The 17,166-nt window shown below is 62.2% G+C and carries 12 protein-coding genes and 1 tRNA gene; 7 read left to right on the top strand and 6 right to left on the bottom strand.

The genetic code is table 11. From position 1 onward, the window contains the following. Positions 1-679 precede the first annotated feature (679 nt). The 5 genes from B7449_RS07985 to B7449_RS08005 all read right to left on the bottom strand — a co-directional run bounded on the left by B7449_RS07985 (position 680) and on the right by B7449_RS08005 (position 6,336). Positions 680-755 (bottom strand) — tRNA-Glu (locus tag B7449_RS07985). Positions 756-823: 68 nt separating this feature from the next. Beyond that, positions 824-2,671, bottom strand: coding sequence for a single-stranded-DNA-specific exonuclease RecJ (recJ, locus tag B7449_RS07990; protein WP_039736740.1), 1,848 nt, complete (start codon positions 2,669-2,671; stop codon positions 824-826). A 75-nt stretch (positions 2,672-2,746) separates the two neighbouring features. Further along, positions 2,747-4,084 (bottom strand): homoserine dehydrogenase, encoded by a 1,338-nt coding sequence (locus B7449_RS07995; protein WP_039736741.1) that lies wholly within the window; start codon positions 4,082-4,084, stop codon positions 2,747-2,749. A gap of 26 nt (positions 4,085-4,110) precedes the next feature. Next, positions 4,111-5,352, bottom strand: coding sequence for an LL-diaminopimelate aminotransferase (locus B7449_RS08000; RefSeq protein ID WP_039736742.1), 1,242 nt, complete (start codon positions 5,350-5,352; stop codon positions 4,111-4,113). An 87-nt stretch (positions 5,353-5,439) separates the two neighbouring features. Further along, positions 5,440-6,336 carry an OmpA family protein gene (locus B7449_RS08005; protein ID WP_244465752.1) on the bottom strand — a complete coding sequence of 299 codons (897 nt, stop codon included), beginning with the start codon at positions 6,334-6,336 and terminating at the stop codon, positions 5,440-5,442. 309 nt (positions 6,337-6,645) lie between these two features. Between B7449_RS08005 and B7449_RS08010 the strand changes: the two genes are divergently transcribed. Then, a complete protein-coding gene (locus B7449_RS08010) occupies positions 6,646-7,320 on the top strand; it encodes an ATP-dependent Clp protease proteolytic subunit (RefSeq protein WP_039736744.1) in 675 nt (224 codons plus the stop codon). Positions 7,321-7,530: 210 nt separating this feature from the next. Continuing rightward, positions 7,531-8,535 (top strand): ferritin-like domain-containing protein, encoded by a 1,005-nt coding sequence (locus tag B7449_RS08015; protein ID WP_039736750.1) that lies wholly within the window; start codon positions 7,531-7,533, stop codon positions 8,533-8,535. Between the two features lie 48 nt (positions 8,536-8,583). On the opposite strand, the gene B7449_RS08020 is transcribed toward B7449_RS08015, so the two are convergent. After that, the gene (locus B7449_RS08020; RefSeq protein ID WP_039736745.1) at positions 8,584-9,105 is read right to left on the bottom strand and encodes a hypothetical protein; all 522 of its coding nucleotides are present in this window, start codon (positions 9,103-9,105) and stop codon (positions 8,584-8,586) included. Between the two features lie 247 nt (positions 9,106-9,352). On the opposite strand from B7449_RS08020, the gene B7449_RS08025 reads away from it, so the two are divergent. From B7449_RS08025 to B7449_RS08045, 5 genes are all read left to right on the top strand, one after another. Further along, the gene (locus B7449_RS08025) at positions 9,353-9,727 is read left to right on the top strand and encodes a hypothetical protein (RefSeq protein ID WP_029329694.1); all 375 of its coding nucleotides are present in this window, start codon (positions 9,353-9,355) and stop codon (positions 9,725-9,727) included. A gap of 61 nt (positions 9,728-9,788) precedes the next feature. Next, positions 9,789-10,346 (top strand): cytochrome b, encoded by a 558-nt coding sequence (locus B7449_RS08030; RefSeq protein WP_039736746.1) that lies wholly within the window; start codon positions 9,789-9,791, stop codon positions 10,344-10,346. Between the two features lie 405 nt (positions 10,347-10,751). Continuing rightward, positions 10,752-12,845, top strand: a complete 2,094-nt coding sequence (locus B7449_RS08035) for a putative bifunctional diguanylate cyclase/phosphodiesterase (protein WP_082084801.1) — start codon at positions 10,752-10,754, stop codon at positions 12,843-12,845. Positions 12,846-12,909: 64 nt separating this feature from the next. Beyond that, a complete protein-coding gene (locus tag B7449_RS08040; protein WP_048883547.1) occupies positions 12,910-15,144 on the top strand; it encodes an EAL domain-containing protein in 2,235 nt (744 codons plus the stop codon). Between the two features lie 78 nt (positions 15,145-15,222). Beyond that, a partial coding sequence (locus tag B7449_RS08045; RefSeq protein ID WP_048883548.1) for a sensor domain-containing protein occupies positions 15,223-17,166 on the top strand: 1,944 nt, incomplete at its 3' end.

Genomic DNA, 17,166 nt, shown 5'->3' on the forward strand with positions numbered 1-17,166 from the left:
CTCGTTGGCGCAATCATTAATTCAAGATAATTCCCAACAGGCCCTGGAAAGATAAAACCAGAATTTCCCTTTTCTGGTGCGGTATAAATCTGGAGAATGGCTGGGAGATGGACATGTCGCACAGCTATGCCAGCAGGAAAGACATCGGACGGCTTTCTGGGGTGGGGAATGGTCTGCACCCGAGGGCCAGCACGGCGTCGGGACGGCGCAGGATGGTATAAGGGCAACGATCTTCGACCGGTTTGATGTCGCCCCGCAGGAGAATCGGCAGCCTGCCGGATAATGGAAAGCAGGGAGGCGGGCCGGACATCATACTCATGATAAAATCTGGTCAGATATCGAAAGTATGTGAGACATTCGCTTTGAACGTGCCGTCACAGCCAGACTGTAAACGTGTCTCCGCTCCATTGCGTCAGACGCAAGGGCGGCCATAGTCCGGACCGCTGATCGGCACGCGAAATGCCATTCAGGCGCAGGAAAGTCGTGAAAGCACGGGAGAGGGCGCCTGATCGTCAGGCAGTTCTGGCGGCTGTATCGCGCAGCCAGTCGGTTTTCACCGAGCTATTCCCGAATAACGGAAACCCGTCTGGTTCAGGAGTGACTCAAGGTCCAACAGATTGGAAATCACGAAAGTACCTGTAATCAGCATAATGCCCGCAATGAATTGCGGCAAAGTAGCTGGCGTCCCGTACGGGATTCGAACCCGTGTTGCCGCCGTGAAAGGGCGGTGTCCTAGGCCTCTAGACGAACGGGACTAAAGGCGTGAGCGGTAAGTATCCCGACACGGGGTGGGGGTCAACCCCCTGATTCAAAAATATTGAAATTATTGGACGATCGCCGCGTCACGGATGAAAAATGTGGCGGATGTCCGGCCATTCCAGCTTTCGGCGCGCAGCCATCCCGCCAGGTGCAGCGGCGGTGCGTCACGATCTTCCAGCACGGGGGCGAGCGGGCTTTCGTTGGCGCGGAATACCAGCGCCTTCAGCCGTGGCCCCCGGCCTTCGCCCTGCAGCGTCAGGCGCAGGGTATTGCCCTCCCGTCCGATCCGTTCGGCATAGGCCACGCGCACGCGGGGCAGTGCGATCAGCGGTTCATCATTTCCCGCCCCGAAGGGGGCCAGACGGTCCATGTCGGTTGCCAGCGACACATCGGCAGCGGCCACGTTCACCACGGCGTCAATGGTCAGGTCCACCGCATCGGGCAGGCCGGCAGCAGTGGCCAGATGGTGGTCGAGGAACGCATGCAGGGCGGGAATCCCCTCCGCAGGCAGGCCAAAACCCGCCGCCATTGCATGACCCCCGCCCGATGACAGCAGGCCCGCCTGCCGTGCCGCGATAATGGCCCCACCCAGATCATGCCCCGGTACCGAACGGGCGGACCCCTTGACGCTTCCATCATCCAGTTCCGCGCCCACCAGGACGGGGCGGTTGAATTTTTCCTTGATGCGCCCCGCCACGATCCCGACCACGCCGGGGTGCCAGTCACGGCCACTCAGCACCAGTACGGCATGGCCCTGCGCACGTTGTGCGGCCGCCAGTTCCATGGCGCGGTCCAGAATGTCGGCTTCGACGCTCTGGCGGTTATGGTTGACGGAATTGAGCCGTTCCGCCAGCGCCTGCGCTTCCGCCGCGTCATCACACAGCAGCAGTCGCAGTCCCAGACCGGAATCCGCGATACGTCCCCCTGCATTGATGCGCGGTCCCAGCGCGAATCCACACGTAAAGGCCGAAAGCGGGTCACGCGCGCCCGCGGCATCCAGCAGTGCGGCCAGCCCCGTGCGCTGCCGACGCGCCATGACTTTCAGCCCCTGCGTGACAAAGGCGCGGTTCAGGCCGCTTAACGGCATGACATCGCATACAGTCGCCAGCGCCACGAGGTCGAGGCTGTCCATCAGTTGCGGATCAGGATGGGAATCGAACCACCCGTCACGGCGCAGGATGCGTACTGTCGCCACCACGGTCATGAATGTGACGGCGGCGGCACAGATACCATGCAGGCCCGATGGGCAGTCGGGCCGGTTCGGGTTGACCGTCGCCAGCACGCGGGGCAGCGCGCCCTGCACCTGGTGGTGGTCAAGGATAATGACATCGCTGCGCGCGCTGACCTGTTCCAGCACATCGACCGCCGCCGTGCCGCAGTCCAGACAGACGATCAGGCGCGCGCCCTGATCCTGCATGGCCGCGATCGCGGGCGTGTTCGGGCCATAGCCTTCCGTCATGCGGTCGGGAATATGGGTCAGCACAGTGCAGCCCTGACGGCGCAGGACGTCGGTCAGCAACGCGGTGGAACAGGCTCCGTCCACGTCATAATCCCCGAACAGACCCACCGTTTCCCCATTCCGGATGGCCGTGGCCAGACGGGCCGCCGCCGTATCCATGTCGGTGAACGTGGAGGGGTCGGGCATCAGCGCGCGCAGGGTGGGGGTCAGGTAGGTTTCAACCTGTTCGGGTGCGATACGGCGCAGGGCCAGCATGCGACCGACGATTTCCGGCAGTCCGGTCTGCTGCGCAATGGCCATGCCCATGCGGTCGGTATGGCTGGCCTGCCCCCCTTCGCGCCAGTTCCATCGCCGGCCCGTGACACTGCGGGTCACCCCCAGCACGGCTGGTTCCTGCATGTCCTGTGGCGCGGGCGACGCGGTGGCGGGGGAAAGCAGGTCGGCTGCGGACATGTAAACGGATCCTTATGGGCATGCAGGGACGGGTGGACAGGATGGACGGCCCGTGGGGGCCAGCCATCCCGTGTCCTAGCCTGCGTCGATACGGATCATTACGGGCTCATCCAGTACGGCAGGCAGTTCGGCAATATGGTGCAGTGCATGCTGCATCGCCGCTTCGTTCGTCCTGTGTGTCAGCAGCACCAGCGGTACGGCATGGGCGCCGTCGGGACGGACTTCATGTGCATCGGCATGCTGCAGCATGCTGCGCAGGGAAACGCCATTGTCACGCAGCACCGCCGTGATGTCGGCAATCACGCCGGGGCGGTCTTCCACATTCAGGCGCAGGTAGTATTCGCCCATGAACGATTTGCTTGGCAGCGCCACGGCCTGCGTCAGGCTGTCGGCCGCGCAGCCCCATACCGGCATGGCGGACCCGCGGGCAATATCGATCAGGTCGGCGCATACGGCGGTGGCGGTCGGTCCTTCGCCCGCGCCCCGTCCTTCCAGCATCAGGCGACCGGCAAAGGCCCCTTCCGCCACCACGGCGTTGAAGACGCCGTTGACTTCCGCAATCGGCGCATCCTGCGGCACCAGGCAGGGATGCACCCGGGCCTCGATGCCGTTTTCGTGCTGGCAGGCGATGCCCAGCAGCTTGATGCGGTAGCCCATCTTGCGCGCGAACTGCAGGTCCAGCGCGCCGATGCGGCGGATGCCTTCGATATAGATGGACGCGAACACCACCGGCCGTCCGAACGCCAGCCCGGCCAGGATCGCCAGCTTGTGCGCGGTATCGACGCCGTCCACATCGGTCGAGGGGTCGGCCTCGGCATAGCCCAGCTTCTGCGCATCGGACAGGATTTCGGCAAAATCCCGCCCGGTTTCATGCATGACGGTCAGGATGTAGTTGCACGTGCCGTTCAGGATGCCGCCGATCTTCAGGATACGGTCCGCGGCCAGCCCTTCGCGCACGGTCTTGATGGCGGGAATGCCACCGGCAACCGCCGCCTCGAACATAAGCGGCACGCCCGCGGCCTGCGCCGTGCAGGCCAGTTCGGCACCGTGAATGGCGATCAGCGCCTTGTTGGCGGTCACCACGGGGCGGCGGTTTTCCAGCGCGCGGGTAACCGTCAGGCGCGCGGCACCTTCGGCCCCGCCAATCAGTTCGGCCACCACGTCAACATCAGGGTGGGTGGCCAGTTCCTCCGGCGTGTCGCACCAGGCCACGCCGGACAGGTCGATGCCACGGTCACGCGTGCGGTTGCGCGCGCTGACGGCGGTCACAACCAGTTCGCGGCCCGCGCGGGCACGGATCAGCTCCGCATTTTCGCGCAGCAGCTTTACAACGCCGGCGCCAACCGTGCCCAGCCCCGCAATGCCGATGCGCAGGGGCGGTTTGGGGGCGGGCTTGCAAGGGGAAGAAGTCATCTGTTTTCCGTTAACCGATAGGGCAGTCATGAATGGGCGGGCTGTTTGCCCGACAGCGGGGCCGCCTGCTGCGTGGTGGGGGTCGTGCCGCCATGTTCCGTCATGAAATGGCGGATCGAGCGGCAGGCCTGACGCAGGCGCTGGGTGTTTTCCACCAGCCCGATGCGCACGAAGCCTTCGCCATGTTCCCCGAAGCCAAGGCCGGGGGCCACCGCGACGCCTGCTTCCTTCAGCAGCAGCTTGGAAAAGCCCACGCTGCCCAGTTCGCGGAACCGCTGGGGAATCGGCGCCCATGCGAACATCGACCCTTCGGGGGAAGGTACCTCCCACCCCGCCGCGTGCAGGCCCTGGATCAGCACGTCGCGGCGCTTGCGGTAGATATCGCGGATTTCGGCCACGCAGTCCTGCGGCCCGCTGAGGGCCGCGACGGCGGCGACCTGAATGGGGGTGAACGCGCCATAGTCCAGATAGGACTTGATGCGCGTCAGCGCCGCGATCAGCTTGGGGTTGCCTGCGGCAAAGCCCATGCGCCAGCCCGCCATGGAATAGGTCTTGGACAGGGACGTGAATTCAACGGCGATGTCCTTCGCGCCCGGCACCTCCAGGATGGAGGGCGGGACATTGTCGCCAAAATAGATTTCCGCATACGCAAGGTCCGACAGGATCCAGATTTCGTGCTTGCGCGCAAACGCCACCAGCTTGCGGTAGAAATCAAGGTCCGCCAGGTACGCAGTGGGATTTGACGGAAAATTGACGATCAGCGCCGTGGGTTTCGGCACGGAATGGCGCACCGCGCGGTCCAGTGCCTCCAGCATTTCATCGTCTGGTGTCGCGGGAATGGAGCGCACGGACGCACCCGCGATGATGAAGCCGAACTGATGGATGGGATAGGATGGGTTGGGCACCAGAATCGTATCACCCGGGCTGGTGATGGCGGAGGCGAGGTTGGCCAGCCCCTCCTTGGACCCAAGCGTTGCGATCACTTCCGTTTCGGGGTCCAGCTTCACGTTGAAGCGGCGTTCGTAATAGCCCGCCAGCGCCCGGCGCAGACCGGGGATGCCACGGCTGACGGAATAACGGTGCGCGCGCGGGTCAGCTACCGTTTCCACCAGTTTCTGCACGATATGGGGCGGGGTGGGGGTATCGGGATTGCCCATGCCCAGATCAATAATATCCTCCCCCCGCGCTCGGGCCTGGGCCTTGGCCTTGTTGACTTCAGCGAAGACATAGGGCGGCAGGCGGCGGATACGGTGGAATTCTTCGGTCATGGGACGCTCTGTTGCGGGCGCGCAGGCGCGCCGGGTTGGAAATAAGGTGACATGGTTTCCCCCTGTTGCGGGGCCATGGACGGCACTCTAGCGCACGATGGCCATTCTTGCACCATTGCCAAAGGCATGGGCGTGCACCGTAATGCGGTTGGCGGGGACGCCACGGGCCTGCAGCATGTTGCTCAGCGTGCGCGTGCGCAGCAGGGCGAGGTTGAGGGCTGCGGTCTGCCCTTCCGCCGTGGCGGTGGCGGCATTGCCGTAGCCGTTCACGATCACGAAGCTGTTCCCGCGTTCCCGGGCGATCGTATTCACCACGTCTTCCTCGCCTTCCTCGATCTGGTCGGAACCGGGCAGGAAATGGACCGGGTCCCCGTCATCCGGCGTTGCCAGATGATAGGCAGGCGCTTCCAGACCATCGCGCGCGGCGTTGTCGGGCAGGGTGATCCCCCCGACCGAGGGAAGCTGGGGCGGCCCGTCCGCGATCTGCGGCAGGTTGGCGGGAATGGCTTCGGGATGGTCGGACACCGTCTGCGTGACTTCGGGCATGACCAGCTGCCCGCTGCTGTCGCGCGCGGGTTCGGGCTGGCGGGCCATGCCCTGTTCGGATTTCGGCTGGCTGCCGCCAGTAGCGTGTCCGGCCTGCGCGCCGTCATCCGCCGCCGCGAGGGAGGCGGACTGCCCGCCGCCATTGCTGGCCGGATGCGTGGGAATGGGCGGGATGTCGGCAGCCGTGGGCATGGTGCCCATGATGGCGTCCTGTCGCTGGTTCAGTTCGCGCTGGGCCTCAAGGTCGGCGGTGATGTCCTCGCGCAGTTCGGGGGAGGGCAGTTCGGGCGTGCCGGTCGGTCCCAGCCCGATCTTGGGATAGGGCAGGTGCGCACCCGGCGGCGGGGGACGCTGCTGGCTGATCACGCCACCCTGATGGCTGTGGTACCAGTCGCTCAGGGAATCGACCGTGTCCTGATGGTGCGCGCAGCCCGCCATGCCGGCGGCCAGCAGCGCCAGCAGCGCGGCCCGTCCGGGGGCGACATATCTGGACGGCGGAAAAAAAAATCTTCCGGGACTTGGCGATAGTGCCGGCTTTCCCAATCTTAGCTCCCATGGCCTTTTGCGGCCTGCACACAACATGACAGGGGCAAACTAGCCTGCAATGCCGATCTTAGCGAGGGGGTACGCAACGACTGTGCCAGCCGTCCCACCCGACCCATTGTCAGGTCGGGACTTGGCACCGGGCGCAAGGCAGCGCAGGATAAGGGCATGAATAGGCCAGTCCCGGAGAATAGGGAGAACCCGATGAACGGCATGCAGCCGAACCACCGCATCCGCATGGATGATGAAGATCCCAGGGATCCCGATATCCCCGAACCCCAGGGCCCGGAAACCGAGGAACCTGACCGGAACCGCACGCTGTCCTCCCCCATCGGGGAACTGGAAAGCCGCCTGTTCGACCAGCGCAAGGTGCTGGTGTTCGGTCCGATCAACGACAAGATCGCCCGCGATGTGACCGGCCGCCTGCTGGCGCTGGCTGGTGCGTCGGACAAGCCGATCGATGTGTACGTGAACTCCCCCGGCGGGCATGTGGAAAGTGGCGACACCATCCATGACATGATACGCTTTGTCGATTCGGTGGCGCCGGTCAACATGATCGGTACCGGCTGGGTCGCATCCGCTGGTGCGCTGATTTTTGCCGCAGGCAACAGGGAGCGGCGCTACTGCCTGCCCAATACCCGTTTCCTGCTGCACCAGCCCATGGGCGGCGTGCGCGGACCCGCGACCGATATCGACATCGAAGCGCGTGAAATCATCAAGATGCGTGAGCGCCTGAACCGCCTGTTCGCGCGCGAAACCGGGCAGCCTTATGAAAAGGTGTGCAAGGATACGGACCGCAATTACTGGATGTCCGCGCAGGAAGCGATTGATTACGGGCTGGTAACGCGCGTGATCGACAAAATCTCTGACCTGCATTGATTTAAGGCAAGGCGGACCGCTTGGCGGGTCCATAATGCTGATGGCGCGTTGTGCGGGGGGTGTTTCGGCATTCCCCGCAAATTTCAGATAACAGTTCTGCACTTGGTGGCTGGTGTGATATGGACACCGGCAATCCGGGTGCCAGCTGTTGGGATGAATGCCACATCGGCCGGCGTATCCACGCGACACCGTTCCGAGCAGCGAGCCGACATGACGAAATCACTTTCCGACATCTACACCACACTGCCCGAAGCCCGTGACCCGGGGGCCGCGACCCCTGATGCCGTGGCAAAGGCCGATTTCAACGCCCGCCACTGGTCCAGTCCGGTGCCGGGGCCGCTTGCGCCCGGATCGGCGGAGCACAAGAAGGCCGTGGCGGACATGTTCCGCGATACCTTCAATCCCTATAAGCCCTCGGTCATTGAATGGCCCAGGCTGGACAAGGAAACGCTGGAACGCGTGACCTCGCTGCCCATCTGGGACATTGCCGTGCAGACCGAAGGCAAGGCCCGCCTGCGCATGGCCGCCTATGCCCGCCTGATTGACGATCCGGACATGAAGGATGCCCTGTCACGCAATGCGTGGGAGGAAAACCGGCATAAGGAAGTCCTGTCCAAGATGGTGGCGGCCTATGACATTCCGCTGGCGTCCGAGCCGCCCTACATCGAACCGCGTGATGTGGAATGGGCCTATATGGTCACGGGCTTTTCCGAATGCGTGGACAGCTTCTTCGCGTTCGGCCTTTTTGCCATCGCACAGAAATCCGCCTTCTTCCCCCCCGCGCTGATCGATACGTTCGAGCCGGTGATGCAGGAAGAATGCCGCCATATCCTGCTGTTCGCCAACTGGCTGGCATGGCATCGCGCCACCATGCCGATGTGGAAGCGCCCGTGGTTCGAACTGCGCGTGATCGGGGTCTGGCTGTTCCTGCTGTATGAACGGCTGGGCATGGTCACGACATTCGATGCCGAAGGCAACAGGCACGAGCAGGACAACAACTTCACCGTGAACGGCACCAAGGAAGTCGCCAATGTCGACGTGCCGCTGCGTGACATGATCGACATCTGCCTGATCGAGAACGAACGTCGTTTTTCGGGCTATGATCCGCGCCTGCTGCGACCGAAGCTTGCGCCCAACCTCGCGCGTATCATCCGCTTCTTCCTGCCACGCACGCCCAATTCCGCCAGTCTGGAAAGTCAGCCCGGCGCGGCGTAAGTCCGGTGGTAGCCCCGGCTGCTGTGCTGGCGGCCGGGGCTTTTTGCATCAGCCCAGCGTGGCTGTGACGGGGCCCGCGCCAAAATCAAGCTGGCCCAGATAGGCCACGCGGGTGGCGGATACGATATCGCCAATCCGTCCACCCTCGATCCGGGCATAGGCATAGACCTTGCTTTCCTCCTCGTCGGAGGAACCGATCGCAAGCCCTGCGAACTGCTTGCCTGCTTCATCCTTCAGCTGCCAGACATCGCCCCGCACGACCGCGTCGTATTTGTAGCGGAAGCCGGGAACGATCCTGGTCAGCAGCAGCGGCATGACTTCCGTAACATCCAGCGCCGTGCGCACGAAGGCGGTGCAGGCTTCATCCGGCACGAAATAGCCCTTGGCGGCCGCCGTCATCATGATCAGGCCGGGCGTTGTCTTCCCGTTTGCGACAACGCGGCTGCGAATGACGATCTTCTGGTCATCGCGCGAGATTTCCGAGGCAAGCATCACGGTACCCACCGGCGTATCCAGCAGGTCGGGCACAACGGTCATCTGTGTCAGGGGAAGGGTGGCGAGCGTGGTCATTCTCATTCTCCAGCAGGCATGTGTCTGTCGCGCGACAGGTCGGACTGTGCGCCCTGTTACGTTTCATGACAACCATACGCCCCTTCATGTGTTTTAGGCTGCATGGCACACGCGCGTCATATGCGTGGCAGGATTACCCCACTGTTACCGTATGCGCGATACCATTGGCGCAGCGGGGCGCTGGCCCCATGTAACTGATGAACGCCATGCGCATCGCCGCGTGGGGCGTAACGGGAGGGAAGATCGGATGTCAGCTTATATCAGGAAAGGGCTAGCGGCCCTGACGGTCGGGATCATGGTGGCGGCAGGTCACGGCGGCGTCGCGCATGCGCGTGGTCATTCGCAGGCGGCAGGCAGTGCGGCTGGCGGCTATACCCCCGGCGGGTCGGAAGCGGATGATGCATCCGCCGGCATAGCGGGGGACTACAGTTCACCCGAAACCGGCATGGGTGGGGGCGTGCCGCAGTTCCATAATGATGGCGAGGAATCCGATCAGATGACCGGCACCATGATGATGCCCGGCACCGCGTCAGGCAGCGGCGCCCCTGGCATGAGCGATGGCGGCTATACCAATATGCATATCGGTGGGGAAGACAGTTCGATTCTTCCCGGTGTTGACTGACGGGCGCAGCGGCGGCAGCGTGCCCACCCATTTGTAGCGATCAGGACCATAGGTGGGCGCGATGGCAGCCTATTCATCCATTCCGTCATCCCGGCCCACGCGATATAGCTGGGAAACCCGCTGGCTGCACTGGATCACTGCCGTGCTGGTGGTGGAACAGTTCGTGGTGGGGCAGGTGGCGTGGCATCTGATGGACCGTGCCGCGCCGCTGCGCGCGTTTCTGGCGGTGACGCATACGTCGCTGGGCGTGTTGCTGGCGGCGGTGTTCGTGACCCGCATGACATGGGCAATGACGGGGGGGCGGGCCATCCGCTTTCCGGTCGTGACCTTTCAGGACCGGGTGGCGCGCAGCGTCCACCGCCTGCTTTATCTGCTGCTGGGTGGTGAAATCGTGTTCGGTTACATGGCGCGATGGAGTACGGGGCGGCCTGTCATTGCGTTCGGGGTGCCCATCAACTCTCCTTTCCCGGAACTTCTGGGCGGAACACATTCCTTTTTTTCGTCATTACATCATTGGAATGCGTGGTTACTGTTCGGGCTCGCGTGTTTCCATGCCGGGGCCGGGTTCCACCATCTGCTGGTCAGGCGGGATCGGGTTTTTCAGCGCATGCTGCCATAAGGGCGGCATATGGCCGCCGCATGGTGTTGTTTCCCGGAATGTATGCAGCATCAAACGGAAACAGAGTGATAAATAGGTATAATTTAGGAATATAAGCCTATTATTGGCTTTTTACGATGGTATTCGATCAAAAAATTCAGGTAGTGCTGACTATCTTCGGTATTGGGACTGTGGTCGGCAGCCATGCAATTTTCCATGGGATATTTTTTGTTGCATATCCTGTGAAGGTTTACTAATATCCAGTTAATCTCAGCAAATATAAACATAAATAGCTGATAGCCTGTTTAAATGCCCCTATCGTAGGCGGTTGATGCAAGCTGGTTTCCCGTATTCCACATGCGGTGGCAGATTTTTACCCGAAATCTGCCAATGTCCAGATTGTATTGCTGTCGAAAAATGGAACCAATGAGCAATCATATCTATGAACTGAGGGTCTATAATCCCTTTCTGCTTTCTGGCGCGTTGATTGTTTGTGTATTGGGCGCATGGATTACCATGCGGCTGGTCGCCCGCGTGTCGGAAACCCGTGGCAGGCAGCGTCTTGGCTGGTATTTCCTGGCCGCCATGGCGGGCGCCAGCTTTGTCTGGTGCACGCATTTCGCGGCCATGCTGGCCTATCATGCCGGTGCCGACGTGCATCTTGATCCGCTGCGGACCGCGCTTTCGCTGCTGGCCATGTTCGTGGCCGTGCCGTTCGCGATCATGGCGGCGGTCAGGCTGCATGGGCATGGCGGCTGCGCGGTAGGGGGGATCATCCTCGGCCTCGGCATAACCAGCATGCATTACACTGGCATGGCGGCGTACCACATTGATGCGCCGGTGGTATGGAACATGCCGCTGGTGATCGTGTCGGTCCTGATTGGCATTATCCTGTCGGCCGTGGCGCTCCGGCTGGCGTTGCGCCCGGTCAGCCTGCGGCGCGAGATCGAAATGACGCTGGCCATGGTCGGCGCGGTCGCAGGGCTGCATTTTACCGGCATGGCCGCCATGCATATCGCCATGCCGTCGCATGCGCTGATGCCGCATGACAGCGGACAGTTCCAGGCCATTGGTTTCGCCGTTATCGGCGGGTCCATGCTGACGATCATCGCAGGCATCGCCTGCTTCGTCATTGACGGCAGCGTGCGGCAGGAATCGTATGATGAACTGCATCGCATGGCCATGTCCGACGCGCTGACCGGGCTGCCCAACCGCATAAGCTTCAATGAACGTCTGGATCAGGAAGTCGCAACGGCGGACCAGACGGGCGAGCAGTTTGCGGTAATCGGCATTGATCTGAACAAGTTCAAGGAAATCAACGATACGCGCGGCCATGCCGCAGGTGATATCGTGCTGACCACGCTGGCCGAACGTTTCAGCGCCCTTCTGGGTGAGGGTGAATTCGTGGCCCGTCTGGGTGGGGATGAATTCATCGCCATTCACCGTACGTCGGACAGGGAGGAACTGCAGGGTTTCGTCAAACGTATCCAGCAGGCGCTGAACCAGCCCATTCCCATTGATGACTACATGGTCACCAGTGGCGGCAGTATCGGCGTTGCGGTCTATCCGGTTGACGCAACGGACAGCGAGACCCTGATCTCGCGCGCGGATCTGGCCATGTATCGTGCCAAGACCGACCTGCACCATACGATCTGGTATTATGAAAGTTCGCTGGACCAGAACGTGCGCGAACGCCGCGCGCTGGGCGATGACCTGCGCAACGCCATGGAGAACGGGCAGCTTTCGCTGTTCTATCAGGTGCAGACAGTGGTCGCGACGGGTGAAGTGTCCGGGTATGAGGCCCTGCTGCGATGGGAGCATCCGGTGCGTGGCAACATATCGCCGACGGAAATCCTGGACCTTGCGTATGAAAACGGCCTGATCATCGAACTGGGCGAATGGGTCCTGGATCAGGCATGCAGGGCCGCGGCCGATTGGGACGAGGGGATTCGGGTTGCGGTCAACATGTCGGCCTCGCAGTTCCTGCTGCCGCGCTTTGCCGATACGGTCAGCGCCGCGCTGGAGCGCAGTGGCCTGCCCGCCAGCCGTCTGGTGATTGAAGTGACCGAGGCCACAATCCAGCGTGACCGCCCGCGCGCACTGGCCATGGCCCGCAAGGTGCATGCGCTGGGGGTACGGCTTGCGCTTGATGAGTTCGGGGGGCGGAAATCGGTGCTGTCGATGCTGCGCGAATTCCCCTTCGACAAGATCAAGATCGACCGGACCCTCATGCAGCAGGTGGGCACGGATCCGGCCATGGCCGAACTGGTGCGTTCCGTCATGCTGGCGGGGCATGCGCTGCGCGTCTCGGTCCTGGCGCAGGGTATCGAAACGCCGGCACAGCTTGCGCTGCTCTCATCCGAAGGCTGCGACGAAGGCCAGGGCTATCTGATTGGCCGTCCCGCGCAGGCGCCAGGTGCCGCGACCGCGCCTGTGGCCCCCGGCCGGGCCCTGCAATCGACCTTTGCCGCGACACCCATCCGGGCCGCCTGCGCCCCCGTATTCTATCCCGCAGCCTGATGCCTGCGGGACCCGTCCCATGAAACAGTGCGAGAGAGTAATGAATCCCCACGCCGCCCCTCCCATGACAGATGATATGAAACCGACCACCAAGCTGGACATGACAGCCGATGTCAGTCTCCAGCTTCTGGAGCAGGCGACCGATGGTGTGGTGATCATCAACGAGCGTAACGAGGTTGTGTTCTTCAATCCGGCGGCGGAGAAGCTGTGGGGCTTTACCGAGGATGAGGTGATTGGCCGCAATGTCAGCTGCCTTGTGCCGTCGGTCTATCGCGCTGACCATGACAGCTACATCTACAAGAACCGCAAGACCGGCGTGAACCGCATTGTCGGCACCTCGCGCGAGGTCACGTTCGAGAACAAGGCGGGCGACTACATTTCCGGTGAGATGTCGATTTCGACCGCGCTGCTGGGGCCGGAAAAGAAGCGCTACTACATGGCCTTCATGAAGGGCGTGACCGAGGAAAGCCACCGCCGCAAGCTGCTGGACCTGCAGAATACGGTGTTCCAGGCCATTTCCAATGACATGCAGGTGGAGGACGTGGCCGACCTCGTCTGCCGTGAAGTGGAAAGCTTTGTTCCCAACACGGTGTCCGCCATCATCCTGCTGGATGAAAACAACCGCCTGAGCATCCTGTCCGGTCCCGGCCTGCCGCGCCGTTATGCCGCAGCCCTTGAAAACATGGTGCTGACCGAAGGCGACCTTGCGGCGCTGGGCAATGACCTGTCCGAAGCCAACAGTATCGTGTGGGACAGCTACCGTTCGCTCGGGATATCGCTGGGGTTGCATAACTGCTGGGCTTCGGCGATCAAGTCGCGCAACGGGCGGATTTCGGGCATTTTCGCCCTGTATTCGCGCAACCAGTACAAGCTGAGCGACTGGCCCCAGAAGATCGTGACCGGCTGTGTGCCGTTCTGTAGCGTGGTGATCGAGAATTATGAGGCCCAGCAGCACATCTCGCAGCTGGCCAACCATGATTCCCTGACCGGCTTCCTGAACCGGACCGCCATCCACACGGTCATCAAGTCGATGATCGACCGGCCGGGTGACAACGAATTCGCGGTCTTCATGATCGACGTGGACCGTTTCCGCGACATCAATGACACGCTTGGCCATCAGAATGGCGACGCCTTCCTCAAGGCGATTGCCGAACGGCTGAAGGGCATGTCGCGCAGCAATTATATCCTCAGCCGTTCGGGGGGCGATGAATTCGTCATCGTCATGCCGGACAGTAACGAGGAAAAGGCCGTGGCCTTCGCCGAAAGCCTGATCAAGGCGATGCAGGAACCCATCGAGATCGCGGGCAACCTGCTTGTTGTCTCGCTTGGCATCGGCATCAGCATCTTCCCCGAAAACGGGCCGGATGGCGAATCCCTGCTCGGTCATGCCGAAATCGCCATGCGCCGGTGCAAGAAGGAAGCGCGCGGCGGCTACTGTGTTTCCAGCACGGCGGACAACCGCGCGGCCCAGGACCGGCTGCTGCTGGGCTCGGCGCTGCGTGAATCGCTGGCCAAGGGCATGCTCAACCTGCATTACCAGCCGCAGATCGATATCATGGAGGGCAAGCTGTATGGCGTGGAGGCGCTGTCGCGGTGGAAGCACCCCACGCTGGGCAACATCTATCCCTCGCGCTTCATCGCGGTAGCGGAAGACACCGGGCAGATCGAGACGATCGGCACCTGGTCGCTGGAGGAAGCGACGCGCCAGATCATCGAATGGGAACGCAAGGGCCTGTATGTCCCTACCGTTTCGGTCAACCTGTCGGCTGCGCATTTCCGTAACCGCGGCCTGCCCGCGCTGATCGAACGGATCCTGAAGGAACGCGCCCTGTCGCCCGAACGCCTGACCGTTGAAATCACGGAAAGCGTCATGATGGACGAGAACGAGGATACGATGGCGGGACTGGCTGCCATCCGGAACCTGGGTGTCGGCCTGTCGATGGATGATTTCGGTACGGGGTATTCGTCGCTCTCAAGGCTGACGCGCCTGCCGCTGACGGAAATCAAGATCGACCGCAGCTTTATCATGAACCTTGAACACGACCCCAATGCGCAGGCCGTGACCACGGCGGTGATCGGGATTGGCAACCGCCTGAACATGACCGTGGTGACCGAAGGGGTCGAGACGGAGGCGCAGCTCAAGCTGCTCAAGGGGCTGAACTGTGACGTGGTGCAGGGCTACCTGTTTGCCCGTCCCATGGCGCCCGAAGACCTGCTGCAGTGGTCGGAAGGCCCGGCCATGTCGCTTGTCTCCGATATGGCAAAGCATGTCCTTGCCGAAGGTGAGCCTGCGAAATAGTTCCCCGGGCGGCCCGTGGGCTGCCCGTCCGTCCCGGTGCGCCTGCCTGGAAACAGGCATGTATAATTTTGGATTACCATGAAAACCGAGAACTCCAAGCCGCTACCAATTGTCGCGACGATTCCCGATATCAGCTTTGAACTGCTGAATCAGGCAAAGGACGGGATGGTCATTATCGATGACCACAACGTGATCCTGTATGCCAATCCTGCAGCCGAGGCACTGTGGGGCTATGACCCCGGCATGCTGGCGGGCAGGCCGGTGGCTGAACTGCTGGCTTCGTCAGTCGGTAATGACAGGCTGCCATTCGATGTGACGGCGCCTGCGCTGGAGCCGGTCGCGGGCGAGGTCACGTTTGAAAACCGCGACGGGGACTATATCTCCGCCGAGGTCAGCCTGACGACCGCGCGGATCGGGACAGACGGGCGCACCTATCGCCTGATGATGGTGCGCGGCATTACCGGTGCGGGCCATCGCAGCCGGGTGATGGAACTGCAGAATACGGTTTTCCGCTCCCTGTCCAGCGACATCCAGATCCAGGACGTGGCCGACATGGTCTGCCGCGAGGTGGAGGTGCTGGTCCCCAATTCCGTCGCCGTGCTGGTCCTGCTGGATGAGCAGAACCGCCTGCGCATCCTGTCCGGTCCCGGCATGCCGCGCCGCTTTGCCGCGGCGCTGGAGGAAATGCGCCTGACGGAAGCCGACATCGCGGCCCTTGCCAATGACCTTGGCGAAGCCACCACCATCGTGTGGGACAGCTACCGTTCCGTGGGCATTTCGCTGGGACTGCATCACTGCTGGGCGTCGGCCATCAGCACCCGCAACGGGCGCATCACGGGTATTTTCGCGCTGTATTCGCGGTCCGAACGCAACCGGGGCGAATGGCCTGCCCAGATCGTCAGCAGCTGCGTGCCGTTCTGTGGCGTGCTGATCGAACAGCATGAGGCACGGCAACATATTTCGCAGCTGTCGAACTATGACCCGCTGACCGGTTTCCTGAACCGTACGGCAGTGCATAAGGTGATCCGGTCCCTGATCGGTCAGCCGGGTGACAATCATTTCGCCCTGTACATGATCGACATCGACCGTTTCCGCGACATCAATGACGCGCTGGGCCATATCAACGGTGACGGGTTCCTGAAATCCGTTTCCGAACGGCTGAAAGGCATTTCGCGCAGCAATTATATCCTCAGCCGGTCCGGATCGAACGAATTCCTGATCATCGTTCCGAACACGCGCAAGGAAGACGCGCTGAAATTTGCCGACAGGCTGCATGAATGCGTGAAGCAGCCGATCGAGATCGGCGGCAACATGATCGTGCCGACCCTGGGGATTGGCATAAGCCTGTTCCCCGAAAACGGGCCGGATGGCGAATCCCTGCTCAGCTATGCCGAGCAGGCGATGCGTCAGGCCAAGCGATCGGGCCTGGGCATGACGCACCTTGCGCGTTCGGAAGACAACAAGGCGGCGCAGGACCGGCTGCTGCTGGGGTCCGCGCTGCGTGAATCGCTGGCGCAGGGGCTGCTCAACCTGCATTACCAGCCGCAGATCGATGTCCGGAACAATACGCTGTATGGCGTGGAAGCACTGTCGCGATGGAACCATCCGACACTGGGCAACATCTATCCCTCGCGTTTCATTGCCGTGGCCGAGGAAACCGGACAGATCGAGGCCATCGGCACGTGGTCGCTGGAACGCGCGGTGCAGCAGATCCTGGAATGGGATGCCCATGGCATTTACGTGCCGACCGTTGCGGTCAACCTGTCGGCGGGGCATTTCCGTAACCGTAACCTGCCCGGTTTCATTGCCCGCCTGCTCAGTGACAGCAAGCTGGAGCCGCATCGCCTGACGGTTGAAATTACCGAAAGCGTCATGATGACGGAAAACGAGGATACGAACATGGTCCTGCAGGCCATCCGTAACCTTGGCGTGGCGTTGTCGATGGATGATTTCGGCACGGGGTATTCGTCGCTCTCAAGGCTGACGCGCCTGCCGCTGACGGAAATCAAGATCGACCGCAGC

This window comes from Komagataeibacter intermedius TF2, assembly GCF_000964425.1.
Taxonomy (GTDB): domain Bacteria; phylum Pseudomonadota; class Alphaproteobacteria; order Acetobacterales; family Acetobacteraceae; genus Komagataeibacter; species Komagataeibacter intermedius.